This is a genomic window from Marivibrio sp. (assembly GCF_040218065.1).
Taxonomy (GTDB): domain Bacteria; phylum Pseudomonadota; class Alphaproteobacteria; order UBA8366; family Aestuariispiraceae; genus Marivibrio.
Genome location: NZ_JAVJQE010000015.1, coordinates 412684 through 438927, shown reverse-complemented (window position 1 = coordinate 438927; position 26244 = coordinate 412684). Strand labels below are relative to the sequence as shown.

Annotated in this window: 33 protein-coding genes; 1 reads left to right on the top strand and 32 read right to left on the bottom strand. The window is 68.2% G+C overall.

Features of this window, described 5'->3' with window-relative positions; genetic code table 11:
• The 6 genes from RIB45_RS18000 to RIB45_RS17975 all read right to left on the bottom strand — a co-directional run.
• On the bottom strand, nt 1-610 hold a 610-nt coding region (locus RIB45_RS18000; protein WP_350051977.1), incomplete at its 3' end, for a hypothetical protein.
• A 159-nt stretch (nt 611-769) separates the two neighbouring features.
• Nucleotides 770-1213, bottom strand: coding sequence for a hypothetical protein (locus RIB45_RS17995; RefSeq protein ID WP_350051975.1), 444 nt, complete (start codon nt 1211-1213; stop codon nt 770-772).
• A 106-nt stretch (nt 1214-1319) separates the two neighbouring features.
• Nucleotides 1320-1703 carry a hypothetical protein gene (locus tag RIB45_RS17990; protein WP_350051974.1) on the bottom strand — a complete coding sequence of 128 codons (384 nt, stop codon included), beginning with the start codon at nt 1701-1703 and terminating at the stop codon, nt 1320-1322.
• Nucleotides 1704-2179: 476 nt separating this feature from the next.
• Nucleotides 2180-2665 (bottom strand): PH domain-containing protein, encoded by a 486-nt coding sequence (locus RIB45_RS17985; protein WP_350051972.1) that lies wholly within the window; start codon nt 2663-2665, stop codon nt 2180-2182.
• 95 nt (nt 2666-2760) lie between these two features.
• Nucleotides 2761-3147 (bottom strand): DNA adenine methylase, encoded by a 387-nt coding sequence (locus RIB45_RS17980; RefSeq protein WP_350051971.1) that lies wholly within the window; start codon nt 3145-3147, stop codon nt 2761-2763.
• Entirely contained in the window at nt 3098-3574 is a 477-nt protein-coding gene (locus RIB45_RS17975) for a DNA adenine methylase (RefSeq protein WP_350051970.1), read from the bottom strand. Before RIB45_RS17975 ends, RIB45_RS17980 begins: the two co-directional genes overlap by 50 nt.
• Before the next feature lie 157 nt (nt 3575-3731).
• On the opposite strand from RIB45_RS17975, the gene RIB45_RS17970 reads away from it, so the two are divergent.
• Nucleotides 3732-4505 (top strand): hypothetical protein, encoded by a 774-nt coding sequence (locus RIB45_RS17970; RefSeq protein WP_350051969.1) that lies wholly within the window; start codon nt 3732-3734, stop codon nt 4503-4505.
• 20 nt (nt 4506-4525) lie between these two features.
• On the opposite strand, the gene RIB45_RS17965 is transcribed toward RIB45_RS17970, so the two are convergent.
• The 26 genes from RIB45_RS17965 to RIB45_RS17840 form a co-directional block, all read right to left on the bottom strand.
• The gene (locus tag RIB45_RS17965) at nt 4526-4990 is read right to left on the bottom strand and encodes a hypothetical protein (RefSeq protein WP_350051968.1); all 465 of its coding nucleotides are present in this window, start codon (nt 4988-4990) and stop codon (nt 4526-4528) included.
• Between the two features lie 11 nt (nt 4991-5001).
• Entirely contained in the window at nt 5002-6420 is a 1419-nt protein-coding gene (locus tag RIB45_RS17960; protein WP_350051967.1) for a hypothetical protein, read from the bottom strand.
• 1 nt (nt 6421) lies between these two features.
• Nucleotides 6422-7009, bottom strand: coding sequence for a YmfQ family protein (locus RIB45_RS17955; RefSeq protein WP_350051966.1), 588 nt, complete (start codon nt 7007-7009; stop codon nt 6422-6424).
• A 14-nt stretch (nt 7010-7023) separates the two neighbouring features.
• Entirely contained in the window at nt 7024-8097 is a 1074-nt protein-coding gene (locus tag RIB45_RS17950; RefSeq protein ID WP_350051964.1) for a baseplate J/gp47 family protein, read from the bottom strand.
• 1 nt (nt 8098) lies between these two features.
• Complete coding sequence (locus tag RIB45_RS17945) at nt 8099-8560, bottom strand: phage GP46 family protein (protein WP_350051963.1); 462 nt, start codon at nt 8558-8560, stop codon at nt 8099-8101.
• The gene (locus RIB45_RS17940; RefSeq protein ID WP_350051962.1) at nt 8560-9165 is read right to left on the bottom strand and encodes a phage baseplate assembly protein V; all 606 of its coding nucleotides are present in this window, start codon (nt 9163-9165) and stop codon (nt 8560-8562) included. The genes RIB45_RS17945 and RIB45_RS17940 overlap by 1 nt, the downstream gene beginning before the upstream one ends.
• On the bottom strand, nt 9162-10220 hold the full coding sequence (locus tag RIB45_RS17935) for a phage baseplate assembly protein (protein ID WP_350051961.1): 1059 nt from the start codon (nt 10218-10220) through the stop codon (nt 9162-9164). The genes RIB45_RS17940 and RIB45_RS17935 overlap by 4 nt, the downstream gene beginning before the upstream one ends.
• Complete coding sequence (locus tag RIB45_RS17930; protein ID WP_350051960.1) at nt 10213-11427, bottom strand: DNA circularization protein; 1215 nt, start codon at nt 11425-11427, stop codon at nt 10213-10215. Before RIB45_RS17930 ends, RIB45_RS17935 begins: the two co-directional genes overlap by 8 nt.
• A 10-nt stretch (nt 11428-11437) precedes the next feature.
• A complete protein-coding gene (locus RIB45_RS17925) occupies nt 11438-13228 on the bottom strand; it encodes a phage tail tape measure protein (protein WP_350051959.1) in 1791 nt (596 codons plus the stop codon).
• Between the two features lie 33 nt (nt 13229-13261).
• Nucleotides 13262-13393, bottom strand: a complete 132-nt coding sequence (locus RIB45_RS17920; protein WP_350051958.1) for a GpE family phage tail protein — start codon at nt 13391-13393, stop codon at nt 13262-13264.
• Complete coding sequence (locus RIB45_RS17915; RefSeq protein ID WP_350051957.1) at nt 13393-13722, bottom strand: phage tail assembly protein; 330 nt, start codon at nt 13720-13722, stop codon at nt 13393-13395. The genes RIB45_RS17920 and RIB45_RS17915 overlap by 1 nt, the downstream gene beginning before the upstream one ends.
• A gap of 3 nt (nt 13723-13725) precedes the next feature.
• The gene (locus RIB45_RS17910; RefSeq protein ID WP_350051955.1) at nt 13726-14079 is read right to left on the bottom strand and encodes a phage tail tube protein; all 354 of its coding nucleotides are present in this window, start codon (nt 14077-14079) and stop codon (nt 13726-13728) included.
• Nucleotides 14080-14113: 34 nt separating this feature from the next.
• The gene (locus tag RIB45_RS17905; RefSeq protein WP_350051954.1) at nt 14114-15592 is read right to left on the bottom strand and encodes a phage tail sheath subtilisin-like domain-containing protein; all 1479 of its coding nucleotides are present in this window, start codon (nt 15590-15592) and stop codon (nt 14114-14116) included.
• Nucleotides 15593-15596: 4 nt separating this feature from the next.
• Nucleotides 15597-15794: a DUF2635 domain-containing protein gene (locus RIB45_RS17900; protein ID WP_350051953.1), complete on the bottom strand. Its 198-nt coding sequence runs from the start codon at nt 15792-15794 to the stop codon at nt 15597-15599.
• Between the two features lie 5 nt (nt 15795-15799).
• On the bottom strand, nt 15800-16366 hold the full coding sequence (locus tag RIB45_RS17895; protein WP_350051952.1) for a hypothetical protein: 567 nt from the start codon (nt 16364-16366) through the stop codon (nt 15800-15802).
• Entirely contained in the window at nt 16363-16896 is a 534-nt protein-coding gene (locus RIB45_RS17890; protein ID WP_350051951.1) for a hypothetical protein, read from the bottom strand. The genes RIB45_RS17895 and RIB45_RS17890 overlap by 4 nt, the downstream gene beginning before the upstream one ends.
• A complete protein-coding gene (locus tag RIB45_RS17885) occupies nt 16893-17546 on the bottom strand; it encodes a hypothetical protein (protein ID WP_350051950.1) in 654 nt (217 codons plus the stop codon). Before RIB45_RS17885 ends, RIB45_RS17890 begins: the two co-directional genes overlap by 4 nt.
• A 30-nt stretch (nt 17547-17576) precedes the next feature.
• Nucleotides 17577-18026, bottom strand: coding sequence for a hypothetical protein (locus RIB45_RS17880; RefSeq protein WP_350051949.1), 450 nt, complete (start codon nt 18024-18026; stop codon nt 17577-17579).
• 150 nt (nt 18027-18176) lie between these two features.
• Entirely contained in the window at nt 18177-20579 is a 2403-nt protein-coding gene (locus RIB45_RS17875) for a phage major capsid protein (RefSeq protein ID WP_350051948.1), read from the bottom strand.
• Complete coding sequence (locus RIB45_RS17870) at nt 20579-20890, bottom strand: hypothetical protein (RefSeq protein ID WP_350051947.1); 312 nt, start codon at nt 20888-20890, stop codon at nt 20579-20581. The genes RIB45_RS17875 and RIB45_RS17870 overlap by 1 nt, the downstream gene beginning before the upstream one ends.
• A gap of 330 nt (nt 20891-21220) precedes the next feature.
• On the bottom strand, nt 21221-22114 hold the full coding sequence (locus tag RIB45_RS17865; protein ID WP_350051946.1) for a phage minor head protein: 894 nt from the start codon (nt 22112-22114) through the stop codon (nt 21221-21223).
• Nucleotides 22115-22122: 8 nt separating this feature from the next.
• On the bottom strand, nt 22123-23592 hold the full coding sequence (locus tag RIB45_RS17860; protein ID WP_350051945.1) for a hypothetical protein: 1470 nt from the start codon (nt 23590-23592) through the stop codon (nt 22123-22125).
• Entirely contained in the window at nt 23583-24992 is a 1410-nt protein-coding gene (locus RIB45_RS17855) for a terminase large subunit domain-containing protein (RefSeq protein ID WP_350051944.1), read from the bottom strand. The genes RIB45_RS17860 and RIB45_RS17855 overlap by 10 nt, the downstream gene beginning before the upstream one ends.
• Entirely contained in the window at nt 24964-25563 is a 600-nt protein-coding gene (locus tag RIB45_RS17850) for a phage protein Gp27 family protein (RefSeq protein WP_350051943.1), read from the bottom strand. The genes RIB45_RS17855 and RIB45_RS17850 overlap by 29 nt, the downstream gene beginning before the upstream one ends.
• 10 nt (nt 25564-25573) lie before the next feature.
• On the bottom strand, nt 25574-25861 hold the full coding sequence (locus tag RIB45_RS17845) for a VpaChn25_0724 family phage protein (RefSeq protein WP_350051942.1): 288 nt from the start codon (nt 25859-25861) through the stop codon (nt 25574-25576).
• Nucleotides 25861-26238 carry a DUF2730 family protein gene (locus RIB45_RS17840; protein WP_350051941.1) on the bottom strand — a complete coding sequence of 126 codons (378 nt, stop codon included), beginning with the start codon at nt 26236-26238 and terminating at the stop codon, nt 25861-25863. The genes RIB45_RS17845 and RIB45_RS17840 overlap by 1 nt, the downstream gene beginning before the upstream one ends.
• Nucleotides 26239-26244 lie beyond the last annotated feature (6 nt).

Here is a 26244-nt window from a genome sequence, read left to right as displayed (position 1 = left end):
GGCGCTCCACGTTGGCGAACTCTTCCATCGCGCGATCGAAGTCCGCCTGCTCGTTGCTGACGAGGAACTTCGACGCGTAGAGCCGACCCAGCAGGAAGCGCTCCTGCACCTGGCCCGCATCGAAGGCCGCGCGGGCGTCGTTGTCGGCGTAGGCGCTCTCCATGATCTCGGTCAGCGTCTTGCGCAGATCCGGCCCGATGACGTCGAGCGTGCCTTTGACCAGTTCGTCGCGCCGGGCGTGGTGGCCGACCGCCGCCTCGAAGGCCGCCTCGTAGTCCTTCACCTTCGCTTCGACCTCGTCGATCAGCGCCAGCTTCTCAGGATCGTCGAACAGCTCGCGCTTCGCGGCGATATCCGCGATCAGCGCCTTCTCGGCGGCGCGCACCGCCTCGATCGTTTCGGGAGACTTCGAGATGACGTAGTTCTTCACCGCCATGCGCGCATCCATCATGCCGGCCGCGAAATTGGCGCTGACGTTCGATTCCCGCGCCAGCTGACGGTATTCAGAGAATAACCCGCCGCCCTGCATCATGCCGACGATCCCCATGCCGCCGGCGATCAGGAGCAGGGCGAGCACGACCGCGAACCCGCCGAAGGTCCGCGTAGTCACTCGTACTTTCTTCAGGCTGTTCATTAGGTTGGCCCCTCTCAGTGTTGTGTTGTGCGCCGCACAATCAAGCGGGTAAATATTTCCGCGAAATGGTTAACGGGATGTGACCGAATCGGTCATTTCTCCGCAAAGTCACGCATCCCGACCTATGGGTCGCAGCTACGAACGCAGGCGGCTCAGCATCTCCTTCCGTCGCTGGCTGTGCTGCGAGCGCGGCGCATCGAGGAGCTTCATCTCGAGATACGCCTCCGCCCAGGCCAGGAACGCATCGCCATCCCCACCGAGATAGCGATCCATCGCCTCCTCGAGCTCGCGATACGTCTCGCCGGTCGCCTCTAGGCCGGTGCGGATTTCCTGCAAATCGTCGTGGAGCCCCTCGAACCCGTCGCACGCGCTTTGCAGCGCCGTGCGCACGTCGTCCAGCTCGCGGCTCATCGCCGACGCCGACGCCCGGAGGCTTGGAGCGGCGACGGCGCGCTCCACGATCCGGTCCATGCTGCGGATCCAGGCATGCGGCGCGGGTCGGCCCATCACCGCCTCACCCTGGATTGCGGCGGCAAGCGACAAAGCGCCCGGCGCCAACCGGCCCAGGACGGCGCTCATCTGGACAAAGGCCCCTTCCGGACTCCCTCCGGGCTCGAACGCGCGGATCATCGCGTCGCGCGCGGCCAGGTAGGAAGGCGGAACAACGGTCCCCGCATGAGCACGCTCAGGCATGGCTGCGAACCTCTGCGGTTGGCGCGGACGCCGGAGCGTTCGCCTGGGCGGGGAAGCCGGCGCGCAGCTGAGAAAGACTTTCTTTGAGCAGGATCTTGAGGCTGCGGGCGGCTTGGACGCGCCGCTCCAAGAGGGCGAACTCCGGCTCCAGGCGCTCGAAGGCGGCCCACAGCGCAACCAGGCCGAACTGCTGGGTCATGGGCCGCAGATCATGCCGCACGCGCCGGTACTCGCTGGTCCCCGGCTCCAAGAGGGCGAGCTCTTCGATCAGATTGGACAGGGTTTCCTCGGTCGTGTCGAGGAGCGTCTGGAACCTGTCAGGCGTGAAGTAGCGCGACAGCTCCGCCGAAACGGCTCGGTCGACGAGGATTAGCACGTCGGGGTCTCCCTCATTCGTTGGGGCGCTCTCGCCGGCGACGGGTGCGCCCGATCGGCGGCGAGGGGAGCCGGTTCGGCCTTAGAACTGACACTCACAGCGAAAGCATTTATTGGCGCTTACGCGGCCCGACGCCCCTCAGATGAGGGGGATTGCTTGATTTGAGTAAAATTTCTTGGAAGGCCGCACTTGAGTACCGCGCGAGAGAAAGACAAAGCACCTCTGGGCGAATAAAATAAAAAATACACGCAAATCATCAGTTGTCGGATTGTCTATTTTTCACCTCTTGGCGCTCGACTGCCAAACGCTCGTGGAAGACCTTCGTCATGAATGGGGACGTTGGATTCGCGGTCTATCGGGGGGGGGGGGGGGGGGGGGGCCCCCGCACGGTCCGCCGCTCATGTAGCGCGCCATTTGATTCTGCACTCGCTGACATTTGAATCTGCAGCAGAACAGAAAGCAGCGCCGCCCGGAAATTAGCCGAGCAGCTTCGCTTTCTGTGCGGCGAACTCCTCGTCCGTCAGAATGCCCTTCTCCTTGAGGGCGGCGAGCCGCTCCAGTTGGCTGGCGATCGACTCGCCGGCGGGCTTGCTCGCGGCGGTCGATGAGCCGCCGCGGCGCTCCTCAATAAGGTCGCGAATACGCTTCGCCTTTTCCTTGTCGCTGCACTTGAAGTCGAGATCGTCGCCTGATGTGTAGATTCGGAGCCTATTGTGCGTGAGCGTGCTGTGGTGCTCGACCGATGACACCTTCGTCAGGTCGATCGCCTCGATCACCTCGGTCATCAGACCCTTTAGATAAAACACGACGCGGCGATCGGTGACAATCAGCACGCCATTGCGCTGCCGATCGTCACCTTGCCCCATCAACTTCCCAATCCAGCCAGGGATCCACTCCAGGATCTCTTCACCGTCGGCCTGCTGGCGCTCGCGGAACTTTCTCAGGTCTGACGGCTCGCCCATCGCTCGCCCCTCCGTTGTCTTCAGTTCGTGAAGCCTATCGCGCGGCCGCCGCGCCCGTCACTGTCAAAAAGGCGGCGCTGTGTGAACAGCGCCGTTCACGGCCCCTGGATGATCAGCTCGGCGGCCTTCTTCTGCGGCCCCTTGTGAACCGAGTAGGTCGTGCCGGCCTCCTCGATCCGGAACGCCCCGAAGATCTCGCGCACCTCTGGGACATCGTTCAGAGACATGATGAAGCGCCCTGAGAGGCCTCTCAGAAGGCTCTCCAGACGCTCGAAATCGGCTCGCTCGAACAGGCCCGGCCCGTAGTCGCCCTCGCACGCCCAATAGGGCGGGTCGAGGTAGAAGAGCGTGTAGGGCCGGTCGTAGCGTTCGATGAAGGTCTGGTAGGGCAGGCACTCCACCGTCACCGAGGCCAGGCGGGCGTGCACGTCCTCAAGCATCGGGATCACCTTGGAGACGTCGAAGCGCGCCGGGCTGGTCATCGAAGTTCCGAATCGGGGCGTCGCCACGCGGCCGCCATAGGCTGGTGCGGGCGAGGTAGAGGAAGCGGGCCGCCCGCTCCAGGTCGGTCAATGTCTCAGGGTCGGTCCGCACCAGCCGGTCGAAGTCGGCGCGGGTCGCAAGCTTCCAGCGGATCATCTCGACGAAGGGCTGGTAGTGCCGCTGGACGATCCGGAACAGGTTGGCGACGTCGCGGTTGAGGTCGTTGATCACCTCCACCTTCGGCCGCCGGCGCCGGCGCAGGAAGATCCCACCCATGCCGACAAAGGGCTCGGCGTAGAGCTGCACGCCCTCGGCCGCGTCGATCATCGCGGTCAGGCGCTTCGCCAGGTTGCGCTTTCCGCCCACCCAAGCGGCGAGAGGGCGGACGGGAGAGACGGCCTCGCCGTCGATTTGAGTCGACTCCATCAGGTTGCACTTTCACACTCTCCCCGCGGTGGCGTCACCGTGCGGGGCGACCGCCGGGCGTTAGCGCGCCCGGCCTAAGTGAGGGGCCTCCACCCCTCGGTTTGGGGCGCTCCAACGCCCCGGCCCCCGCTCCATCGTAGGGGCAGGGTTCAATCGATTGGAGGTCGACGTGAGTCAGCCAAATGACCGCAATTACCAGCTGAAGCTGATCTACAACGACGAAGACCTTCGAAAGCCCAGGCACGATGAGATCATGCATTGGCTCGACGCGAAGTTGAGGGATCCTGCCTTCACGGAAGCTCACGTGATCTCGCCGCGGTTCAGAAGTGCATTCGACCACTATGTTGACGATGTCGTCGAAGTCGATGGCGAGGCGATCAAACCGGACCGGCCCGGATATCAGTATTTGTGCGAAGAGGCGCGGCGGGCTCATCCTGCACCGGCGCGCGGCGCACGCACCTTGAAACCTGAAGAGGGCGAGCCTCCCATACGCAGGCACAGCTGGGTCAAAAACGTTTGGGAGCAGCCCCTCCAGAGCACGGGATACGGCGGGCGGAAGCAAGTCGTGGGCTTCCTCGATCTCGCCGCCTCCTTCAACGCCGATGCAAAACTGGTCCGGGTGCACCATCGACGATTCGCTGCGAAGAACGCGCCCAACGGCTACGGCCAATCGTTCGAGTTGTTGGAAGAAACCGCTGAATGGACTCGCTGGGAGGAGACCCTCCAGGTCGGTTTCGAGGTGAAGAGCGAGATCAGCTCCGTTGGGGAGCTTATGCGCCAGCTTCAGCTCTACCGGACGACCGAGAGCATTCATCAGTATAGGCGTATCATTGTCGTCGCCCCCGCTCACCCCGACGCGGAGAACGTGCTGCGAAGCCATGGGTTCGGCTTTATCGCCTCGCCGGACAAAGCCAGCGGATTGAGCACCTAGCCCACTCACGCCGCCCCTCATTACACCGCCGGCCAGGTGATGCCCGCGAGGATCTGCTCGACCTCCTCGGCCGAGGCGGCCGCGCGGACGGCGTTCTTGGCGGTCAGGCGCGCCTGGCGCTGGGCGTCGAGGGCGGCCTCCCACGGGGCGCGCGTCAGCATGATCACCTCCGCGGCCTGTTTGAGCGTCGCGACGGGCTGTCCGTCGCGCGGGTCGATCGTGCCGGCGGCGACGTCGGCCGATAGGGCGCCGTAGGTTCCGGCCGGGTTGTCCGGATCGGCCTCGGCCAGCAGCGCCTCGGCCTGCTTGGCGGCGCGGTCGTACTCGGCCAGCTTGCGGGCCGAGAGCTGCTCGGTGATCGCGTCGGCGACGGCGTCGGCCCGTCGTTCGATAAGCTCGATCGCGACCTCGCGGGCCAACTGGATCGTGGGGGCGTTGCCGATCGGGTCTGGCCCGGCGAGAAGGCCCTGAAGAATGCGGTTCATGATCGTCTCCCTTAGACTTCAGCGTCGAAGCGGTGGCCATGAAGGCGCAGCGCCTTCGCGCTCGCCGTGCGATAGCGGGCGCGCAGCGTTTGATCGCCGGAACCTGCGAAGGCGGGCAACTCGGCCAGGACCACGTCCAAGCCGTCGAGATCGGTGTAGAGCTTCGCGACGCTGGCCGCCTCCCAAGTCGCGCCGTCGTCGAGGCTGAGATCGACAAGAAAGTCGGTCCCATAGACCACCGCTTCCAGAGGCTCGACCAGCATCGCCGCCAACCCGCCGGCGGGCTCGCCCGTCGCTTCCATCGGCAACGTCACGGCCGAGAGCGTCTGCGGCGCGCCGGTCTGAATAAGGTCGATGTAATCCCAACGCGAACCGGCGCCGTCGCCGTTGGTGTTGACCATCAACCGAACGTCGGCGGCTGATTCAACGGCGAAGGTGTGAAACACCAGCCCGTTGCGGTAGGCGCGGAACGTCGACCCAGTCCGTTCAAGCCGCCAGACGTCGGTGAGCGGCGCGCCGGCGGCGAGCGCACTCGCATCGTCGCCATCCTCGCCCATCGCCATGTAGCTATCGCCGGCGGTCAGAAGCACGCCCCAGGCGCTCGTGCTCGTTACGACGTTGTTTGAGAAGATGTCGGCTCCATAGGCGTTCGCGCCGTTGCCAGGATCGAAGTCCGCATCGCCGCTGGCGAGATAGACGCCAGTGATCGCGTTATTGGCGCTCTTGCCATGACGCCACTCGATTGCGAAGTCGCCGGAGATCACATCGTTTCGGCGGATCGAAGCGCGCGCGTTGTTGCCAAGGGTCTGGCCGACGATCGCGCGCGACCCGGCGTCGAAGGTGAAATAGGTTGCGCTGGTCGCCCCGTTCCAATCCGCAAGATCGTTGGATTGATCGGTCGTGGTCTCGGTCTCGGTCGTCAGATAGCCGCCGCCGGCGCTGTGCGTGTAGCCGCTCGAGGCGCCCGTATCGATGCGCGAGAGATCGACCAGCGGATCCGCGACACCGTTCAGTACGCGGATAGACCCGCCGCCCGCCAGGCTGTCCAGCAGGCCGTTGATCTTGAGCTCCTTGCGCAGCGCAGCGACGGAGATATTGGCCTGGTTGACCCAACCGCCGCCCGAATAGGTGAGCACGTCGCCGTCGGCCGGCGCGGTGATCGTGACGTCCGTCAGGCCGCCAAGGGCGATGGCGCCCAGCTTGGCGTTGATCGCCGCCAGCAGCTGCGCCCGGTCCGTCTTGTCGAGGGAGAGGCCCGCGTCGAGGACGACGGCGACCAGCTCCTCCTGCACTGTGTTGAACCAATCATGGTCCAGATGCGTCGGGATCACGCCTTGTTGCTTGTCGCCCGGTCGGAAATAGCCAGGCGTGCCGGCCGCCGACGGCGCCGGCAGCGTATCGGACGCGGTCGAGGTGTCGATGCGGAACATATCACTCTCCTCCGTAGGCGAAGATCACAAGGGTGTGGGCGGGCTTCCTGCGGCGGATCTCGCACTCCAGGATCTCATCGCCCCAGGCGCGCAGCGGTTCGTCGCAAGGCGTCTCGCAGGTGAAGTCAAAGACGACGGTGTCCGGGGCGTTGACGCGCCAGACGAAGCGCCAGTCGGCGTCGAAGATCGCCTTGTCGGACTCGCTCTCGCAGGTGAAGGGCGTGAACTCGTCGATCGTGATCGGGAAGCCGAGACGCGTCGCCTGGTCGATGAAGAAGGCCCGGCTCTGCCCGCCGCGGCCGGTCAGCTTCGCGTGGGCGGCGCGCCGGCGCTGCTCGAAGGTGGCGTCGGCCGGGGTGCAGTCGTCGGGCAGGCCCAGCACGCGCTCCCAATCGGACAGCAGCTCCGTCGCCTGACGCGGATCCGCCTGGCGCAGCAGCGCCTCCGCCCGGCCGTGCACGCGCGCCAGGCCGTCCGCCGGCGCGCGCAGCAGCCGGGTCAGACCCGCCTCCTCCTCGCGCGGCCAAGCCAGACCCGGCGGCAGCAGGGCCTGCAGCTGGCGGAGGTAGCTTTCGGCGAGGTCGCGCATGCCCGTCAGCCTCCTCAGCTCCAGGTGACCGACCCGAAGGTCGGGATCTCGCCGGCCCCGGCGACGACGTCGGCCGCCGGCGCCACCAGGGCGTGGTCGGTCTCGCCGGCGGCGAGCGAGATCGCCTCGCGGATATGGCTCACCAGGATCGTGCCGCCGGGCTCGCTCTCGCGCCGGATCAGATCCTTGAGTGCGGTCTCGATCGCCGCCTTCACGGCCGCGGTGTTGGGGTTGAGGCCGGAGATCTCGAAGGCGATGGGCGCCGCGATCGGGGCGACGACGTAGAGCTCCTTCACCGTCACCGGCCGAACCTCGTCGATATAGGCGGCGACGGCCGTGAGATCGGCCGGCTGCGGGATCCCGTCGGCATAGGCGTCGTCCATCATGATCCGGACGGTCAGCGTGCCGAAGCCCATCTCATGCGGGTTCACCCAGACGCGGGTGACCTCAATCCCGTGATCCTCCTTGCGCAGCGCCCAGCGGATGTAGTCGAGGCGGCGGCCGCCATGGGCGGGCGCGCGCATCTCCAGCAGCACGCGCTCGCGCAGCCGATCGTCGCTCTCGACGTCGGAGCCTTGGGTCAGGCCGCCGGCCGCGATCGTCGCCTCGCCCTGCACACCCACGATCGGGGAGGTGAGCGCCAGCTTGAGGCCCGCGTCCGCGTTGCCGGCCGCGCCGCCCTTCTCGGCCGTGACGGCCGCGCTGGCGGTCCCGCCGGCGATGGCGGCCGCGGCGGTGGTGCGATAGCGCACCCCGTCCGGCCGCTGCAGGATCGCGCCCAGCGGAATCGCCGCGCCGTCCTCGCCCGTGAAGGTGACGGCGCCGGAGGCCTTCCAGGCCGCCTTGCGCGCCAGGCCGAAGCTGCCGGCCCAGCGGTCCAGGTTCTCGGCCTCCGCCGTGTCCGGGAACCACTGGCGGACGATCCAGGCGAGGAAGCCGTAAAGGCCGTGCAGCCCGCCGGCCCAGACGCGCGCCAGCACGCCCAGGACCGACCGGCGCAGGCGCGCGGCCGCGCCCGGCAGGCGGCCGTCGACGTCGTTCTGCGTCTGCTCGATCAGCTGAGTGAGGGTCGGGCGCTCGAACGGCATATCAGGCGGTCTCCCCGGCAGTGTCCCAGGCGAAGCTGTAGGCCGCCGGCGTCGTCGCCGGCCGATGGACGGTGATCTTCAGGCCCAGCCGGCCGCGGCCGACCCATTCGCCCTCGACGTCGACGCGTTCGGCGACGCCGTCCTCAACAATCCAAGCCAAGGCGGTGCGGCAGTAGGCGACAGCGCGGGTGCGCGTCTCCTCCGTCTCCTTCTCGCGGCCGAGCAGCCAGAGGTGCGAGCCGGTCTCGTCGCCTTCGACGTCGTTCGCCGGCGCGACATCGCCCCAGAAGCCTCTAGGGTCGTCGTCGCCCGCCGGCAATTGGAAGGACGCGGGCGCCCGCCGGTCGGTGAAGAGGCTGACGACGATCGCCGTCTTGAGCCCCTCGTCGGTCGAGAGGTCCGGACCGTCCAGCAGGACATCGGCCGTCATCGCCTCCTCGTTGAAGTCGAGCAGCACGTCCATCAGCCGGCCCTCTCCGGATGCTGGCTGTCCAACCCCGGCGGCTGCACGGCGTTGGTCTCGGCCGTCACGCTCGCGCCCGTCTCCCAGCTCTCGTCGAGCCAGGCCGTCCCGCCCTGATGGGTCTTCGCCTCGCCGCGGCCGGCGACGTCGGTCTGCAGGCGGGTCGCCGCATGGATCTCGACCACGTCGCCCTCGAGGCGGAGCACGCCCTCGGTCGCCAGCAGCAGGTTAAGGCCCTCGACGCGGATCCCGTCGCGCGTCAGATAGACCACCTGACCCTGATCGTCATAGAGCGCGACCTCGCCGCCCGTCATGCCCTTCAGGCGGTAGCGCCGGTCCTCGACGCCCAGCACGATCGAATGCGACCGAACGCCCGCGATCGAGGCGAAGACCGCCATGGCGCCCGACAGCGGCCGCGAGGTGAGGCCATACTCCTGGAAGCGCTCCACCCGATCCAGCGTCTCGCCGGCGAGCGCCTGGATTTGAACGCGCTGGATACCGCCTTGGTCGTCGACCATCGTGATGACGCCGCGGCCGAACAGCAGCGCGATGCGCCGGCGCAGCGGCTCCAGCAGGCGGGCTAGTTGTCGGCTGAGCTTCGTCATAGCCAGCTCTCCGCCGGCGGCGTCTCCGGCTCGGCGCGCAGGTCATAGGCGCCCGGCGGCGAAAGCTCCAGGCCCGTGGTCGAGCCGCGCGATCCCTTGTTGTAGACGCACCGCGTCACGACCATGTGCGCCTCATCAAGGCCCGCCTGCGGGTGGTGAACCCGCGTCAGCAGGCCCGGTCGCCACAGCGGCTCGCCCGGCGCTTGACGCCAGCCTTGAACCTCGCACCGGAACTGGCGGCCGCGGGCCGCCCGCACGCTTACCTCCCAGCCGGCGCGCTCGGTCGCGGCGGCCGTGTCGCTGGCCTCCTCGGCGATGATGACCTTCGGCCGATAGCGACCGACGCCGGGGTCGCCGGCGCGCCCCTCGACCGCGGCGATCTGGTCGGTCGGCAGATAGTCGGCGCCCGGCTGCTGGCCCTTGACGATGATCTGGCTGAAGCGGTCCTTGGCGCTTCGCGGGGCCGACCAGCTCAGGATGTTCTCCCCATAGACCAGCGCGCCGACGGCCGTCCCGTTGGGCGCACGGCCCAGCGTCAGGTTGCCGTAGGCGTCGCTCGCCGGCAGCAGGGCGCGCATCCGGCAGGCGCGCTCGATCGCCTCGAAGGGGCTCTCGCCCACCTCGATTTTGAATTTGGCGAAGGGGCGGCCAATGAGCTCGGGCGGCGCCGTCACCGTCACGCCGAAGGGCTCGGCCAGAACCTGCGCCAGGTCGAGGACCGTCAGGTCGTACCATTCGGTCGGTCCCGTCACGGCGGCGGAGCAATCAACCAGGTCCCCGGTGCGGTCGCGGCCGTCGATCAGGATCTCGTGGGTGGAGGCGTCGCCGCCCGGCTCGACCGCGTCGATCCAGCCGGTGATGACGCGCAGCCCGTCGAGCATCACGATGCAGGCGGCCCCTTCCGGAATCGCCTCGGCGCGGGCGACGTCGCCGCCCCACCGGTCGCTCAGCACCAACCGGAAGGATCCGGCGCCGGCGTCGATCGCGCGGGTGACGGTCATCTCCTTCCAGCCGGCGTGGATCCGGCCGTCGACCCAGAGCTCGACCTCAGCCATCGATCAGCACCTCCAGCGTCTCGCCGCCGGGCACGAAACCGGGATGGCGGATCCGGTTGCGCTCGACCAGCTCGCCCTCGCGCCCGGCGTCGCCGTGGAGGCGGTAGGCGAGAACCAGGCTGGGCGTGGTGATCCGTACTGGCGCGCGGGCCGTGCGCGCCAGGCTCGGCGCGACGGCGTTCAGGTGCTTCACCGTGGCGCTGCGCAGGCCCGCCAACGCCCGAAAGGTCTCGTCGTCCGCGGCCTCCATCTCGCGATCGAGACGCTCGCCGATCGCATCGCGCAGCTGCACCGCTTCGTCGGCCGTCTTGAGCTGGGCGCGCGGCGCCTGGCGCGCCAGCTCGATCGCCGCCTGGCGTCGGACGAGGCCGGCGAAGGCCGCCCGGTTGGCCGCCAGGCGTGAGCGCCCGGGCGCGCCCTGCAACGCCGTCGAGGCCGAGCTGGCCGTCGAGGACCCGCGATCAACGAGCGCCGTCACGCGGTCGAACAGGCCCGTGACGGCCGTCACGCCAAGCCGGTTCAGGATCTCGTTGCCCACGCCGCCGAGGAAGGATCGAACATTCGCCGCCAGGTCCGGCGGGTTGCGCACCAGGTCGACCGCCCCTTCCGCGAGGGAGAGCGCCAGCTCGGCCGTCTCGAACGACAAGGCGGATCCGGCCGATTCCGTCTGAACGACGTCGGCGAAGTCGCCGGTCGCCTCGACGGCGTCCGCCTCGACATAGCCGGGCTCGCCGGCGACGGTGTAGCCGTCGGCGAAGCTGTCCGCGCTCGCGGCGTCGGCCGCGTCAGCCGCCTTCCCGACGGCCGCCGCGGTGTCCGCACGCTCCCGCGGATAGCGCTTCGCGCCCTGCTGGATGAAGCTGAGGGAAAGCCGGGCCATCCGGCCTTCGCCGGTGCTCTCGCTCACCCGGCAGCCATTGCAGACGACCGTCAGCTCGCCGAGGTACGGGTGCACCAGCAAGCCGTCGCCCGGCTCATTGCAGGCTTCGATGACGCGATCGCGCGCGGCCATGTAATCGTCGCCGAGCACGAAGGCGTCGATCGTGAAGTCGTGCGGCTTGGCGCCCAACCCCTCGACATAGGCGCCGTCGCGGCCTGGCGTCTCGTGTACGGCCGCGCGCTGACCGCCCATCTCGCTGCTGTGGCCGGCCACCTTGAAGGGCGCGCCTCGGAAGCTCGCGGGCTGAAGGTTGTCTCGCCAGCTCATCGCGCGGACCTCACGACTGGCCCATGGCGAGGCCGGTCTCGACGCCGAGGTCGAGATCCGGACTGTCGCTCTTGACGCGCTCGACGCGCATGTTGGCCGGCGCGTTCTCAAACCGCACCGAGATCTCGCCCCTGTTCCGTGCGGCGCCCGCACCGCCCGGCGCCAGCGCGCTCGGCGCGGCGGGCGTGAAGCTCGACGCGCTTGAGGATCCGGACGCGCCGGAGATCCCGAGGCGGTCCTTCACCCAGCTGGGCATCCAGGCGACAAGCGCATCGATCGCGCCCTCGAGCCAGTTCACGATGCTGTCCCACTGCGCGCTCAGACCTTGCCCGAAACCGGCCATCCACTCCGCACCGATCTTGGCCAGATCGACGCCGAACAGATACTGCACCAGGCCGTCGACCGCGCTCGCCAGAAGCGAGGCCGGATTGAAGCTCTTCAGGATCTGCACGACGCCCTGGACGAAGCCCTCCTCGAAGGCCGCCTTGACGCCCTCCCAGAGATCCCTGAAGAAGCTCTCGATCTTCTCCCAGTTGTCGTAGATCACATAGGCGGCCGCCCCGATCGCGGCGGCCCCGGCGATGACGCCGGCGACCATCCAGGTAAGCGGGTTGGCCAGCAGCGCCGCCGTCCAGGCCCAGGTCGCCGCGATCGCAGATCCGAGCATAGGCAGCATCTTCATCAGGCCCGCCCACAACTTGGGAAGATGCGTAGCGGCCATCCCCGCCATCTTTTTCCCAGCGTGCGCGATGTCCTTGCCGAGGTCGAAGAAGGCCTTGCCGGTCAGGACCGCCGCCACAATCACCTTTCCGCCCAAAATGACGGCGAGCGCGATCGCGGCGCCCTCCCACCCGATCGTGGTGTCGATCAGGCCCGCGAGCGTGGCGATAACCGAACCCATCACCTTCGCCAGCGACCAAAGCCCGCCCAGCAGCCCGGGCAGCACCTCGGCCGCGCGCTCGATGCCTGTACGCAGACTCTCCATGATCTCGGGCTTCGCCTCGATCGCGAGGTCTTTCACCGTCGTCAGCATCGCACTGAAATGCGGCATCAGCTCTCCGGCGATCGCATGGCCGGTGACGCTCACCACCTTCTTCAGGCGGGTCCAGTTGTCGGTGAAGGCCTCGGCCGCGCGCGCCTGCTCCTCGGTGATGAGGCCGAGCTTGCGCGCCTCCTCACGCGCGCCCTGGATGGCGTCGCTGCCGTTTCGCAGCATGTTGACCATCGAGACGCCCTCGGCGTCGAACAACGTGAAGGCCAGGCGTACGCGCTTCGCCGGATCCTCGATCGACGTCATCTTGTCGGCGACCTCCTCGAGGAGGGCGCCCGTCGGCCGCATGTTCCCTTCGCTGTCCTTCAGCCGGATCCCCAGCGCGGCCAGCGCGTCCTTGGCGACGCCGGTTCCGGCCGCCGCTTCGGCCGTGCGCCGGGTGAAGCGCTGCAGCGCCATGTCGAAGGTCTCTTGGCTGATCCCCGCCAGGTCGGCCGCGTGCCGATACTCCTGCAGCTCCTCGACGCCGATTCCCAGCTTGTCCGACGTCTTGGCCAGCTGATCCGCCGCGGCCGCGCTGCCGGTCACCATCGCGAACAGCGCGCCGGCGGCGACGCCGCCCTTCAGCGCGAACGCCCCCGCCTGCTTGACCAGGTTCCCGAAGTTCGCGCCGAGCTTCTTCGCGCTCGCGGCGACGCGATCGAGACCGGTGTCCCTGGCGAACCGATTGACGGCCTGGCCCATGCGGCGGGCCGGGCCGGTGACCTTGTCGACCGCCTGGAAGATGAGCTTGAGATTGTACTCGGCCATCGCGTCCTGCCTCGATGCGGTCCGGCCCGCCGATCAGCTCTGCGGGCCGGGGTGGAGCTGGCGGTTGATGCGCCGCGCGCCGTCATGCCAGTTGATCAGCTCGCGCACCGTGAGCTTTCGCAGCTCGCTCGGCGGCCAGTGATAGGTGAAGGCGACCTCCTCCATCATTTGTCGCCAGTTGGGAGGAACCCTCCCAAAAAACCCATCACCTCCTGCATGATCTTCGCGGCGTCGACGAACTTGATCTTCTTCGCGCTGGCGTAGGGGATGTTCGCCATGTTGGAGACGAGACGCGGGATGTGGCCCAGGTCGATCCGGACCTTGGTTCCGCCGTCATCGTCGCCGAGCCCCTCGATCACAATGTCGATGTCCTCGAGGACGCCGAGGTCGAGCTCCGAGAAGTTGAGCTCGGTGACGTCCTCGCCGTTAACGGGGATCGGATGCGTCAGCTTCACGGTGCGCAGGCCCTTGGGCGCTTGGGTCTTGTCGGCCATGGATCAGACCTCCTCTCCGGCGGGGGCGTGGAAGAGGACCTGGATGTTGCCCTCCTGGGTCTGGGCGTCGCCGTCGGCGGCGTACCAGGCGTCGCGCAGCATCACGGTCTTGCCGTTGTTGAGCTCCAGCGTGACGGTCTCGTCCTCGATCTCGACGAAGGCCTTGAGGTCCAGGTCCGCCCCGTCGGTGATCTCACCCTCGATGCGGGCGGGCTGCGGCGTCTCGGAGAAGCCGTGCACCTCGTCCTCGCCCGTGATCGGGTTCCGCTTGGGGCGGCCCAGATTGTAGGTGAAGTTCCCCTTCGCGGCGTACTGGGTCCCGCCGATCTTGAAGAAGATCTTGCCGGCCTTGCGCATGTCTCTACTCCCTTAGGCTCGCGATCCGGCCGGCTCAGCGCCGGAACTGGATCTGCACCGCGCCCTGGCGGAACTGGTTGATGACGTTCGGCGGCAGGCGCCAGTTGAGGCGGTTCACGTTCTGCGCGTCGCGCGTGACGATGAGGTCGCGCTTGAACTGCTCGACATCCTCGACCAGCGCCAGCTGCTCCCAGACCTGGAAGCGGGCGATCGCCTCGGCGCGGCCGAGCTTCGGCGTCATGATCTTCTGACCGGCGCCGTAGTTCTTGCCGTCGTCGCCCAGCTTGTGGCGCGGGTACTTCTTGGAGATGTAGGTCCGGAAGTCGTAGCGCAGGTAGGAGAGCGTCAGCAGCGTCTCCACGTCCATGTAGGCGCGGTCCTCCGCCCCCAGCGCGTTCTCCTGGTACATCGTGCGCAGATACTCGATGCGCACCAGGCCGCCGGCGTCGACGTAGTGGGTCGAGACGCCGTCGAGCACGAGCAGGTTCCGCTCCGGGAATTTGGTGAAGCGGTCCGCCTCGGCCTCGGGCAGGACGCCCTGCAGCACCAGCGTCTGCAGCGGCCGGCCGGGGTCGATGTTGCCGTAGTAGGCCGCGACGCCGGCGATCGCCGCCGCCCACTCCCAGGTGGGCGTCGGGCTCTTGTGGGCGTCCATCACCGAGACGTGCGGGCTGTTGCGGCCGTCGCCGAAGGTGATCAGCTCGGAGTGCGTGCCCGTCTTCGCGATGAAGGCGACGCCGTCGATCATCTCCAGCGGGCCGAACCGATCCGCGAGCTCCGCCTCCAGGACGGTCAGGTTGGCGGCGTCGGTGTAGGGGAAGGCGATGACGTTGTAGTGGGTGTCGCCGAGGACGTCGAACAGACCCGTCACGTCCGGATTGCCGGACCCGGCCTGCGTCTGCGCGATCGTCAACGTCAGCCCGTCGGGCAGCGCCTGGCCGGCGTAGTAGCTGTGCCGGATGTCCAGCGCGCTCGGCGCCTCGCCCTTGTGCTTCGCCGTCACGTTCACCTGGGTGTCGGTCGCGCCGTCGACGGCGGCGTTGACCGCCAGATCCGGCACGGCCTCGATAGCGGCCGCGATCGCGGTTGCGATCTCCGCCAGCGTGTCGCCGGTCGCAACGCCGACGCGCACGCGTCGGCCGCCGATCAGAAGCTCGATCGTGCCGGCGCTCACCGTGCCGCCGACCGTGATCGACCAGGTCGCCTTGACGCCGGCTTCGGCGTCGTCTAGCGCCAGCGCGTGCAGCTCGGTCACCTGGTTGTTGTCCAGCAGCCGCTCGACCATGTGCGCCAGCATGGAGCCCTGGCCGTAGTAGTTGACGGCCTGCTCGGCGCGCGTGACGCGATCGACCTGACCGGCCGGCTTGGTCCCGGCGGCGAGCCGCTGCCCGATCGTCAGGATCCGGAAGGGCATGAGCGAGGGGCCGAGGTCGGCCGCGCTCGCGTCGAACTCGACATACATGAACGGCAGCGTGGCCGTCGCGGGGATGCCGTCGAAGCTGATGGCGTCCATGGTCTCAGCCCTCCTTCTCGGTCGAACGCTTGGCCGCCTTGGCGATGGCGGCCGGCGTGGTCTTCACCAGATCGCCGTCTTTCACCCGCAGGCGGTAGTAACGGGTCAGCGGCAGCGCCTCGCCGTTCGGATCGATCCAGCGCGAGCCGTCCTCGCTGCGGACCTTGACGCCCTCGCGGGGCTTCAGGTGTTCCTTCGTCATCGCTCTCACTGCTCCGGTTCGATGAGGTCTTCGGCTTCATTGACGCCGTCGGGCTGCGCCAGGTCGTAGGCGACGCCGCCCTGGAGGAAGTCGTCGATCGCGTCGGTGGCGCCGACGTCCTCGAAGTGCACGGTCGATAGCGTGAGGCGCGCCTGGTGGCACAGGATCCCGGCGAACATCACCGGCTCCTGGCTCTCCAGCTGCAGGCCCGCGCGCCCGTCGACGATCGTCGTGTCGACGACGCCGCCCAGCGTCTCGTCGGTGTTGAACTGCTGGCGCATCGCCTCGAGCGCCTGGTCGAACAGGACCTCGCTCTCGGCTTCGTCCTCCAGCGCCATGAAGCCGCGGATCGTCCAGCGGTTGACGATCCGGTTGGTCGCGCTGTCGTGTTCCTCGCAGCTCCAGCCGGTGCGGGTGATGAAGAAGCCGAGCACCTTCTCACCCTGGGCGTAGAGCGACTTGAAGTCCGAGACCTTGTGCGCGTAGCGCTGATAGCCGTGCGTCACGCCGACGCCAGGCGTCGCATTGACGAAGGCGAGAACGCCGGCGCGAATGTCCGCCAGCGCCGTCATCGTCCGCCCCCCTGAGCCGCCAAGCGCTCGAAGACGCGATCGGGAACGCCGGCGAAGATGCCGGGGAACTGCGGCTCGGCCTTCTCAAGCGCGCCCTTCATCATGAAGGCGCCCTTGGTGCCCTTCGCGGCGATCTTGAGGGCGACCGCGTAGGCGATCGACTTCGCCTCGGCGCCGCCGACGCCGAACTTGGCGCTGACCCAATCGATCAGCGGGTCGAGCGGCGGGAAGTGGGGCTTCGATCCCAGCTCGACCGGGACGGCGTAGGCCAGCGGCGAGGCGACCATGCCCAGAACTCCGTCCGCCGTCTTTTCCGGATCGGCCGCGAAGAAGGATCCGCGCAGGCCGCCGCCGCCGCCGACGCCGACCGGCGTCAGCTCTTTGACCTCCCGCAAGGTCAGGAGCTCCGCCTGCCAGACGGCCGCCATGACCTCCTCGGAGAAGATGTCCGGCGCGGCCTCGAAGGCCTTCGCCATCTCCGCGGTCGGCGACAGGTCGCTGTGGATCTCGAAAGCCGGGGCCGCGCTCATCGCAGAACCCCCGTCTTGAAGAGGCGGCGCTTGCCGTCGCTCGCCGCCTGGTCGAGATCCACGACGACGCCGGCGGCGACGTTGCGCTTCGGATCGATCCCCAGATGGTCGAGATAGGTCTGGCGCATGCGCTGCGCGCGGCGCGCATAGTCGCCGGCCTTGGTCCCGAAATTGACCGCGTCGGCGTCCAGCGTCGATTGCTGGTGACCGGCGTAAAGGCTCGCCAACTGCTCGAGCAGCAGGGACGCCGCCCAGCAGCAGACCGCCTCGCGGTCCTTGAAGGGCACGGTGTCCTCTACCTCGCTCACTACATGGAGCTGGGTGTAGAGGATCTGAAGCTCCTCGCCGGCGGTGACGGACCAGCCCAGGCGGATCTTCTCGCCGCCGAGCGTCAGCTCGACCGCCGCCGGGATCTTGTCGCCGCCCGTCCGCTTGACCTCGGCGATCGCGCTGAACTGCGCGTCCCAGCCGGGCGGCAGATCCTGCATCTCGCCGGCGACGGCCGTCACCTCCTCGATCGCGGCGCGCGGCCGGTCCGTGCTGTAGCGCGTGACGGCCAAAGCGATCGCCCGCTCGCGACTGTCCGCCGTGATCTCGGCGGACTCGTCGCGGACCAGATCGTCGACGATGGCTTGGAAGTCGCTCAGCATGGCGCGGCCGCGCTCCGTCTCAGGTCTGGCTCAGAGCCGGACCAGGGTGATCAGGATCGACACGTCGTCCCAGGTCGGGCTCGTCCCGCCAAGGTCGAGGTCGATGGAGATCTCGCTCTCGTCCGCCACAACGGGCGCGGCGAGCGCGCCTTCGCTGACGGTCCCGGCGGTGACCGCGATCGGCGCCGTCAGCACCGTCGTCCCGTCGTCCAGGACCTCGATCGCGAGCGTCGGCGACGTGCCGCCCGACGCGCGGGCCGTAGCCGTGACGCCGAGGATTTTGGCCTTGAACGGCAGCTGGAAGGTCGCGGCGCCGGTGACGTTGGCGCCCACCTGGCCGGAGAGCTGGATCGGCATAAGCACGACGCCGGGCGTCGCGACGCCGAGGTTGGGCGTGTCGGCCTGCGCCCGATCGATCGGCACGAGCAGCGCGGCGGCCGCGAGGCCGGCGAACGCGAGGGGGGCGAGAAGCTTCTTCATGGGGGTCTCCCGGGTTGGTCATGTCGTCGGTGGGTCGTGCACCCCCGGACCGCGCTGCGCCGCGCCCGGTCCGGGGGATTTCCTGCCGCTGGCTCCGCGACCGCCTCGACGCCGGCGACCGCCTCTCAGCCCGCTCTCTCAGGGTATTGCTTAGGCGACGATCGAGCCGTCCGCCCCGCGGTGGTCGAGCCAGTTGCCGCCGTAGATGTGACGCAGCTTCCAGCTCAGCGTGTCGTGACTGAACATCGAGCCCTGGTTGGGGCTGTCCTGGATGAAGAGCTCCGGCTCCTCCTGCCCGTCGAGGAACGCGATCTCGATGGTCGGGATGTCGGCCGGGTCGACCGTCAGGAACCAGTTGTTCGCGTCGGTCCAGTACCAGACCGGCACGATCTGAATCTGCTGCGACTGGATGAAGGTCTTGTCCTGCTCAGTGTTACGCCGGAAGAGGTCGACCGCGGTCTCCTCCAGATTGTCCGGCACCCACATGAAGGCGGGCGGGATGCCGATCTTCTCGCCGGAGCTGAGCTCCGTCTGATTCAGCATCGCCAGGCGCCGCGCCGCGTAGCTCGTCTTGTCGAGCGCGGCCGCACCCAGGTTCCCGTGGTTCGCGTGGAAGACCGCCAACCCGTCGTAGATCACCGGGTTGGTCGCGAGGAAATCGAGCACGAACTTGCCGCAGGTGCGCTTGGCCGCCCGGCTCAGCTTGATCGGGATCCGCGAGATCGCGCCGGCGTCGTCGTTCTTGATCATCTCCAGCGTGACGCTCTCGGTGCCGCCGCGCTTCTCCACCGCGTAGGTCGCCTTCTCGTCGGTCGGGCTGTTGAGGGCGTTGTAGGGCTGACCCTCGGCCACCTTCGGCATATCGCCGTAGCCGCCGAAGCGCGTGCGCTCCTGGGTCCGGAAGTCGCCGACGCTGGTGACCGTCGCCAGCTGCCGCCAGACGTCGTAGCGCGTCGGCACGTTGTAGTCCGCGACCATGCGCCGGGTGATCGCGTCGCCCAAAACGTCGCCGAAGCTCTGGCTGTCGAGCGCCTCGCGCATCAGCGACTCGTCGCAGTCGCGCAGGCGGCCGGTGACGCGCGTGTCGCCGGTGATGCTGATGTAGGCCTCGCGGAAGGAGCGCGCGTGGCGGTGGTCCCGGTGCGAGGGGTCAAAGAAGGCGTCGAGCATCTGCTCGACCTTCTCGAACCGGGTCTCGCCCATCTGGATCCGGCCGCCGCCGGCGCCGGTGACGCGGCCGGCCTCGGAGAAGTGGGAGAGGTAATCGAGTTCGTCGCGGATCGCCTGGTCGACCTGGGCCTCGGTGAAGCTCTCCATGCCCTCGAACTGCTGGCGCAGGCGATCGCGCGCCGGCTGCGGCAAGGTCGAGTTGGCAAGGCGCTCACGCATCGCGTGGCGGGCCTCGACCATGCGGATGCGGTTCTCGACGTCGGGGCCGGCGTTGGGCGCCGGATTGCTCGGCGGCTGGCCGCCGGAGCCGCCGCCGGTACGGCCGAGGGCCTCCGTGAAGCGGTCCTTCAGCTGCTCGTCCGTGAGGCCGTCCGCCTCCTTCATGGTGATGAGGCCGGCGTCCAAGAGGGCCTGAATGATCTCGCTGCGGTCCATGACCGTCTCCTTCTGCGCTTCCTTGAAGCCGATGATCGCGCCGGCCGCGCCGGGCTCGACGATCAGATCGACCGAGTTGATCTTGGTGAAGGCCACCGCCTCCTTGAACGAACCGGAGGCGTCGCGACGCGGCCGGCCGCGGCCGAGCACGTCGATCGAGAAGCCGAAGAGCGAGGTCATGCCTCGCTTCCAGGCCTCGCGAAGTTTGAGGCCGACCGCGCCGTCCGGCTCGATCAGCTTGAGCGTCGCCTGGATCTCGCCCTGGTCGGCGCTCGCGCCCTCGACGAAGCGGGGGCTGGAGATCGCGCCGATCAGGTTGCGCACGTCCTTGCCGCCGCCGGAGAGGTGCTCCTGATCCGACTTCACGAAGACGCGCACGCCCTCGAACATCGGCGCGGCCTCGCGCAGCACGGCGTCGGGATAGAAGGTGCGGTTGCCGGAGAGGCCGGCGCGGATGACGCGGATCTCGAAGACGCCGCTGTCGGCGTCCGTCGCCTCCAGGAAGAGGTTGCCGGCGACGTCCCCCGGCTTGACCGCCTCGGCCATGGCGGCCGCCTCGCTGCCGGCGGGCGCGAAGGTCTGCACGACCTCCTCGCCGTCGCCGAACGTGACCTCCCCGTCGTCGTCCAGCGTGTAGCCGTACTTCATCAGCTTGCCGTCATGCTCGACCACGATGAAGTCGCCGAAGAGAGCGCGCGTGTAGAGATAGCCGTCCTCGCCGAGGCCGAGCTTCTTCTCCAGCTGCTCGCGCACCTTCATGCCGAGATCGTAGAGATCCCCCTCGAAGGCCTCGCGGATCGCCTCCGCGCCGATCACGCCGAGCTCGGGGATCTGCGCCGCCTGGTCGTTGGACTTGGCCTCGACGAAATGCATCGGCGCGGCGTCGATCGGGGCGAGCAAGACGCCGGCCCCGATCAGTGCGGTTGCGGTGAGCAGCTGCCGGCGCATCAGCTGAGCGTCCCCTCGACCTTGCGGCCGTCGCTCAGCGTCGCCGTCACGCCCTTGCCGTCGTCGTGGACGCGGAAGCCGAGAACGTCGTCGGCTCCCGCCTTCCGTTCGACGGGCCGGCCCTTCGCGCCGCGCACGGTCACCTTCTCGCCGAGCGCCTTCGCGACGTCGGCGGCCGTCACGGTCGGCCCCGTCTCGGCCTTGGCGCTCTTGGCGTCGGCCGTCTTGGCGTCCGCGCCCTTCGCGTCGGAGGTCTCGGCGGCCTTGTCGGCCGTCGCCTGGGCGTTCGCCCCGGTCTGCTTGGCTGTCATCGTGCGCCCCGCCTGTTGCGTCAATCGGAAGCGCCGGCGGATCGCCGGCGTCAGACGAACACTAGGGGGCCTAGCCGAGCGGGTTCACGGCGCAACGGTGCGCCGGGAGGTGGGGCTGCGGTGTGGTGGGACGGCTCGAAGCTACCCCGCACGGGCGCCGCCTGTCCACCAGTCAGCGCAATCGCCGTCGCCGACCTCGACGGTGGAGGCGGCCTAAGAGCGTTTAAGAGGCCGTGAGAGCCCCTCTCGCGTCATTTGGGGGTGGGTGGAGCGGTCCAGGGCGCTCAGCGCGCCCTGACGGCCTTCCTGGCGGGCGCCCTCGCGCACGCCTCAGTCGACCGCGTCGGAGAGCTCGCGTTTGAACCGACTGGCCTGGCGCTCCTCGTCGCTCATCGGCTGACGCCCCGGCGTCGTGACGTCCCAGCTCTCCATGATCGGCAGGGACTCGCAGCCGCAGTTGATCGTCTCCGCCGCCGGGCCGGCCGGGTCGCGCGGGAACATCAGCTTGACCCCGTTCACGGTGAAGGGCTTGTCGACGTCGACGATCTGCCCGTCGGCCAGGTCGTGGCCCGGCCGGCTGTAGAGCTTGCCCGACCGGCGCCATTGCTTCTTCAGGCCGGGCAGCACCTCGCGCGCCTGCGCCAGGCGCTCCTGATTGGCGACGCTGAAGGCGCGCCCCATCTCGGTGCGCACGATCGTGAGCGCGCGGCCGCGGCCGCCTTCGACCATGTTCGCGACGCGCCCGACAACGGTTGACGGCGTCTCGGCCCCGATCATCGCGACCCCGATCTCGGTCTTGATCTTGGCCGCCGTCTCGGCCGCGACGTCCGCAAGCTTGTCGACCAGGAAGGTCCGGATCGCGGAAAGCTGGCGCGCATCGATGTCGGTGACCACGGCGGCGATGCGGATCCCGCCCGCCTTCAGCGGCTCATCCACCAGCGCGACGCCGAGCTGGCTCGCCGTATCCGCGCCGCTCGCAGCCGCGCGGCCGAGCTCGCGACCGATGTCCGCCATCTCCCGATTGATCGCCGCCTGGATCTTCGGCAACTGCCAGGCCTGGAAGTCCGTCGGGGTCGCCGCCAGTTCGGCCGCGATGCGCTCTCGGCCGGCCTTCAGGATCGCCTGGATCTGCTTCAGGGTGTCGCGCCGGGTGGCCGCGTAGAGCCGGCGCTGCGCCTGGCGCTCGGCGCGGAAGGCGCGATCGCGCTCCTTGTCCGTCGCCATCCGGCCCTCTACTCGGCCGCGGCCTGATCGCCGCCCGCCTCATCGTCGCCGACCAGGTCGGGCAGGTCGCCGAGGCCGAAGCTGTCCTCCTCGCGTCGGCGCGCGAGATCCGCGCGCGCCGTCTCCAGTTCCTCGACCGGATCCATCTCGTGGCCCATCTGGGCGGCCGAGATCGCGATCAGCTCGACGGCCGTCTGCTCGCTCAACAGCCCACGCTCCACGGCGACGGCCGCGGCGGTCACGGTCTGGGTCAACGCCGTCGCGGTCTTGGCGACGTCGCGGTTCGACAGCTCGGGGAAGCGGGCGCTCACGATGTAGTCGTCGGGGTGGTTCGACTGCTCGGGCTCCGCCCCGTAATAGGCGCGCAGGCGCTGACGGATCTGGTAGGTCCCGATCTCCTCCAGCATGTAGCCGATCATGGCCTGGCGCATCGTCAGCATCTTGACGGTCGGCTCGCCCATCTCGCTCGCCGTCGCGCGGTTCACGTCGCCGCCGCCGCCGAACCAATGCTCCGGCATGGTGGCCCCACCCAGGATATGGGTGCGGAAGAGTCGCGCGTTGTTCGCGCTCTCATAGGAGCCGAGGTTGGGGGCTTCCGCCTTCCACTCCTCGCTGTCGTTGTGGACGCGCACGCTGCCCGGCTTCGGCACGTTGATGTGCTTCGCCCGCTCCTTGACCTCCTCGGGCGTCGCGCCCTTCAGCGTCACGTCGTAGATGAAGGCGCGCAGGAAGTCCCAGCGCTCGATCTCGCCGAAGAGCGCATGCTCGTAGGCATCGAGCCAGTCCAGATTGGAGAGCAGATCCGACGTCCCGCGGGTCATGTTGGAGAGGTCGTTCACCGCGAAATAGAAGCACTCCCCATCCTCGAAGCTCTCGCGGATCTCCTGCGTCCGCTCGGTGAAGACCGTCTCCGGTCCGTTGATGATCACCTTGTAGCGTCGCGCCTTGAAGTCGTTCTCCTTCGTCTTCCGCGTGACGATACCGATCGGCTGCTCGACGTTGTCGGGATCCGTCACCACGGTCTCGATCAGGCCCGGGTCCAGATAGCCGAGGCGGACGTGACCGTTGGGCGCGACGAAGGCGGGATAGCACTGCTCGCCGTACAGAGCGAGCTCGCGCACCTTCTTGGTGAGCTTGATGTCCATGCGGTTGATCGGGTCGCGCCAGAAGCTTGTGAGCCAGGCCTGCGCCTCCTCGTCGTCGACCTGGAGGGAGACGCCCTCGGCCAGCAGGAAGGCGATCGGCAGCTCGATCAGCCGGTTCGCGAGCGGGTTCGTCCGCCAGCTGTAGAGCGCCAGCTCCTGCATGCGCAGCTGCGTCATCGGCGACAGGTCGCGCTTCGAGTTCCCGGTCAGCCGCCGCCAACCGTCGAGATCCGCATCGACGTCGACGCCGGCGGCCTCGACGAACCGGCTCTTGGGCTCCTCTTGAGAGCCGCCGAAGAGGCTCTTGATCGCCTCTACAAACCTCAGCGCCATGAACGCCTCCCGCCTTGAAAGGGTGTGCCGGGCCGCGCGACCAGCCCGCGCCCGCCGATCGGCCCTGTCCGCGTTGCGCCGTAGGCGCCGTCGGCGGCCTCGATCGTCGCGCCCTCAGACGGCTGTGCGCCCGTCTCCGCCGCTGCGATTCCGAGAAAGCCCGCCCAGGTTCGGTCCGCATGGCCGTCACCGTCATTGCCGGCGACCAGGCGCGGGGCGCCAGTCAGGCTCGGTTGGCGCTTCAGCTGATGCAGGTCCGCACGCAACACCGGGTCCCCCGCGGGGATCCGCACTGTCTTGTCTTCGAAGCGCTGCTTGGCGGCCGTCGCGATGTCGAGACGTCGCGTGGACGTCAGCTGCACCCCTTCGACGCGAAGCGCTCCATGCTTGCGCTTGGCGTCCTCAACAGGCTTCTCGCCCATCCCGGTTTGATCCATCGCCGCGCGTAGCGTGTGATACTTCGCGAAGGTCTCATCGAAGATCTGCTCCTGCTCGGCGAAGCTGATGCGCTTGCGGACGATAATCTCGCGGGTCCAGAGAACGTCCCCGACCAGCTCCCAAACCCAGAGCACCCAGAGGTCTCGACGCGCCGCAATATCGTTGCCCAGGAAGACCGGCCCGCCTTGGTACAGCTCGGGCTTGCCGGCGTCGGGATGTTCGCAGCCCATGATCAGGTCGTAGTCGAGCCAGGCGCTCGCTGCGTCCAACCACTGCAGCTCGTACTCCTGCGCCCAGGCGTCTTCGTCGTTCAGCGCCTGGCGCAACTCCGCGACGTCGCGCGGCAGGCCGTCGCGCACCGCCTGGTAGATGTCGACCTGATGGCGCGACCAGCGCTTATCCTGGCCGGTGAAGAGCTCATAGAACTTGTTGCCCTTGCCGTTCGGCGTCGAGGTAATGCGCAGCTTGTAGCCGTTCGAAACGACGGGGAAGAGCGCCTTCCATATGGCGCGGCTGTCCTGATGAAAGGCGAACTCGTCGAGAAAGACATTGGCGCTGAAGCCGCGCGCCGTATCTGCATTGGCGGGCAGACCGGTGATGCGCGAGCCTCCCGGCAGCGTGATCTCCAGGCCGTTGTAGGTGATGTCGCCGGCCTTGAACTCGATCTCCTGCTCTTCGAGCCCCATGCCGTAGGCCTGAGCGTGCAGCTTCACGCCCTCGCGCATCGCCTCCTTGGCCTGGCGTTCGCCGCGGGACAGCACCACCCACTTTGTGCGCCCGCCTTTCGCCTCTACCTCAAAGCAATCGTCCACCAGCTCCAGGGTGGTCGTGAAGGTCTTGCCGGTCTGGCGTGCGAACATCCCGATCTTGAACCGACTGCGGTCAAGAAACCACTTCTGCTGATACTGATAGAGCGGGACCGCCGGCGCCATTTCAGCCCCCGCCAGCGCCGGGGTCGTCATAGATCCCGTAGATGTCCTCGCGCACTCGCTTCAGCGCGGCCATGTAGGCGCCGTCGCCGCCCGCCGCCTCGGCCTGCTCTATCTCGGCGTCGATCTTCTCGCGCGCGGCGCGCTCCGCCTTCTCCCGCTCCTCCGCCCGGATCCGCTCGCGCAGCTTCGTGTCGCGCTCCAGGTCGACCTTCGCGGCCGAGGCCAGCGAGTGGATCGATTTCGACAGGAAGAAGATGTCCTGCGGCTCGAACTTGATGACCTCGCCGGCGGCTTCGGCCGCCTGCATCCGCATGATCAAGGCGTGCAGCAGCTCGACGTTGGCCCGGGTGGTGCGGTTGTCAGGGTCCGCGCCAATCTTCTCGCAGATGATCTCGGCCGCGCGTCGGCTCTCGCGCGTCATCTCCAGGATCGTGTCGAGATGCTGGATGTGGCGGCCGACGCTCGAGCGCGCGATGTCGACGTTCAACTCCTCGAGCTTGGCGTGGATCTCGTCGATCGTCCGGCCCTTCTTGCGCAACTCTGCGACGAGGTCGCGAGTCGCATCGGGCAGGCGGTCGATCTTGGAGGGGCGGCGGGCCATCGGCTGCGCCTCAGCTCAACTGCCGGTGAACGCCGTCGACGATGATGGCGCCGGCCAGGAAGTCGCGGCCGCGCTGGCGGATCTGCCCGACCAGATAGTCGCCGGCGGGCTCGATCGCGATCAGCCCCTGCTCCTCCAGCCAGCGCATGGCCTGGCGCACCTGGTCGCGCGTCGCCGTGATCGCCTCCATCTGGCCGACGGCGATGTGCAGGACGCTGTCGTTCGCCTTCGTCCCTTCGCGCAGCACCTGCAGGATCGCCCCGCGAAGGTGCGCCATCTGAATGTCGTGCAGGCTCATCACTGACCTCGGTTCTTGGCGGCCCGCGCTTCCGCGAGCTCGTTGTCGACCAGCTGCTGGACGGTGCGTTGCAGCGTGCGGATGCCCTGATTGGTTCCCTCGACGGCCTGCACCAGGCCGGCGACGGTGTTGCTGACCGCCGTCACGTTGCGGTTCACGTCCGACACACGGTCGTGCAGCCGTTGCAGATCGTCATGGCTCGGCGAGTGGGCGAACTCTCCCTTCAATTGCGTGATCTCCGTCCGGATCTCCTCGATCTCCTCGCGGCGCGCGCGGCCGCGACCCATCCACCAGACGACGCCCGTCCAGGCCAGCGCGGCGAGCGAAAGCATCAGGGCCGCAGCGTCGATCGCGACCTTCGCCAGATCGTAGTTCATGCCAAC

Excerpts from the sequence above, each read along its gene's own strand:
- RIB45_RS17850 (WP_350051943.1), bottom strand. The coding sequence starts at position 25,563 with ATGGCCCGCCGCCCCTCCAAGATCGACCGCCTGCCCGATGCGACTCGC.
- RIB45_RS17935 (WP_350051961.1), bottom strand. The coding sequence starts at position 10,220 with ATGGCTGAGGTCGAGCTCTGGGTCGACGGCCGGATCCACGCCGGCTGG.
- RIB45_RS17975 (WP_350051970.1), bottom strand. The coding sequence starts at position 3,574 with ATGGAGTCGACTCAAATCGACGGCGAGGCCGTCTCTCCCGTCCGCCCT.
- RIB45_RS17900 (WP_350051953.1), bottom strand. The coding sequence starts at position 15,794 with ATGACGAAGGAACACCTGAAGCCCCGCGAGGGCGTCAAGGTCCGCAGC.
- RIB45_RS17950 (WP_350051964.1), bottom strand. The coding sequence starts at position 8,097 with ATGCCGTTCGAGCGCCCGACCCTCACTCAGCTGATCGAGCAGACGCAG.
- RIB45_RS17985 (WP_350051972.1), bottom strand. The coding sequence starts at position 2,665 with ATGGGCGAGCCGTCAGACCTGAGAAAGTTCCGCGAGCGCCAGCAGGCC.
- RIB45_RS17845 (WP_350051942.1), bottom strand. The coding sequence starts at position 25,861 with ATGAGCCTGCACGACATTCAGATGGCGCACCTTCGCGGGGCGATCCTG.
- RIB45_RS17915 (WP_350051957.1), bottom strand. The coding sequence starts at position 13,722 with ATGGCCGACAAGACCCAAGCGCCCAAGGGCCTGCGCACCGTGAAGCTG.
- RIB45_RS17945 (WP_350051963.1), bottom strand. The coding sequence starts at position 8,560 with ATGGACGTGCTGCTCGACTTCAACGAGGAGGCGATGACGGCCGATGTC.
- RIB45_RS17895 (WP_350051952.1), bottom strand. The coding sequence starts at position 16,366 with ATGACGGCGCTGGCGGACATTCGCGCCGGCGTTCTCGCCTTCGTCAAT.
- RIB45_RS17955 (WP_350051966.1), bottom strand. The coding sequence starts at position 7,009 with ATGCGCGACCTCGCCGAAAGCTACCTCCGCCAGCTGCAGGCCCTGCTG.
- RIB45_RS17905 (WP_350051954.1), bottom strand. The coding sequence starts at position 15,592 with ATGGACGCCATCAGCTTCGACGGCATCCCCGCGACGGCCACGCTGCCG.
- RIB45_RS17855 (WP_350051944.1), bottom strand. The coding sequence starts at position 24,992 with ATGACGACCCCGGCGCTGGCGGGGGCTGAAATGGCGCCGGCGGTCCCG.
- RIB45_RS17860 (WP_350051945.1), bottom strand. The coding sequence starts at position 23,592 with ATGGCGCTGAGGTTTGTAGAGGCGATCAAGAGCCTCTTCGGCGGCTCT.
- RIB45_RS17920 (WP_350051958.1), bottom strand. The coding sequence starts at position 13,393 with ATGGAGGAGGTCGCCTTCACCTATCACTGGCCGCCGAGCGAGCTGCGA.
- RIB45_RS17870 (WP_350051947.1), bottom strand. The coding sequence starts at position 20,890 with ATGACAGCCAAGCAGACCGGGGCGAACGCCCAGGCGACGGCCGACAAG.
- RIB45_RS17840 (WP_350051941.1), bottom strand. The coding sequence starts at position 26,238 with ATGAACTACGATCTGGCGAAGGTCGCGATCGACGCTGCGGCCCTGATG.
- RIB45_RS17965 (WP_350051968.1), bottom strand. The coding sequence starts at position 4,990 with ATGAACCGCATTCTTCAGGGCCTTCTCGCCGGGCCAGACCCGATCGGC.
- RIB45_RS17865 (WP_350051946.1), bottom strand. The coding sequence starts at position 22,114 with ATGGCGACGGACAAGGAGCGCGATCGCGCCTTCCGCGCCGAGCGCCAG.
- RIB45_RS17875 (WP_350051948.1), bottom strand. The coding sequence starts at position 20,579 with ATGCGCCGGCAGCTGCTCACCGCAACCGCACTGATCGGGGCCGGCGTC.
- RIB45_RS17885 (WP_350051950.1), bottom strand. The coding sequence starts at position 17,546 with ATGCTGAGCGACTTCCAAGCCATCGTCGACGATCTGGTCCGCGACGAG.
- RIB45_RS17890 (WP_350051951.1), bottom strand. The coding sequence starts at position 16,896 with ATGAGCGCGGCCCCGGCTTTCGAGATCCACAGCGACCTGTCGCCGACC.
- RIB45_RS17880 (WP_350051949.1), bottom strand. The coding sequence starts at position 18,026 with ATGAAGAAGCTTCTCGCCCCCCTCGCGTTCGCCGGCCTCGCGGCCGCC.
- RIB45_RS17910 (WP_350051955.1), bottom strand. The coding sequence starts at position 14,079 with ATGCGCAAGGCCGGCAAGATCTTCTTCAAGATCGGCGGGACCCAGTAC.
- RIB45_RS17930 (WP_350051960.1), bottom strand. The coding sequence starts at position 11,427 with ATGAGCTGGCGAGACAACCTTCAGCCCGCGAGCTTCCGAGGCGCGCCC.
- RIB45_RS17925 (WP_350051959.1), bottom strand. The coding sequence starts at position 13,228 with ATGGCCGAGTACAATCTCAAGCTCATCTTCCAGGCGGTCGACAAGGTC.
- RIB45_RS17960 (WP_350051967.1), bottom strand. The coding sequence starts at position 6,420 with ATGTTCCGCATCGACACCTCGACCGCGTCCGATACGCTGCCGGCGCCG.
- RIB45_RS17995 (WP_350051975.1), bottom strand. The coding sequence starts at position 1,213 with ATGAGCGCCGTCCTGGGCCGGTTGGCGCCGGGCGCTTTGTCGCTTGCC.
- RIB45_RS17940 (WP_350051962.1), bottom strand. The coding sequence starts at position 9,165 with ATGACGAAGCTCAGCCGACAACTAGCCCGCCTGCTGGAGCCGCTGCGC.
- RIB45_RS17980 (WP_350051971.1), bottom strand. The coding sequence starts at position 3,147 with ATGACCAGCCCGGCGCGCTTCGACGTCTCCAAGGTGATCCCGATGCTT.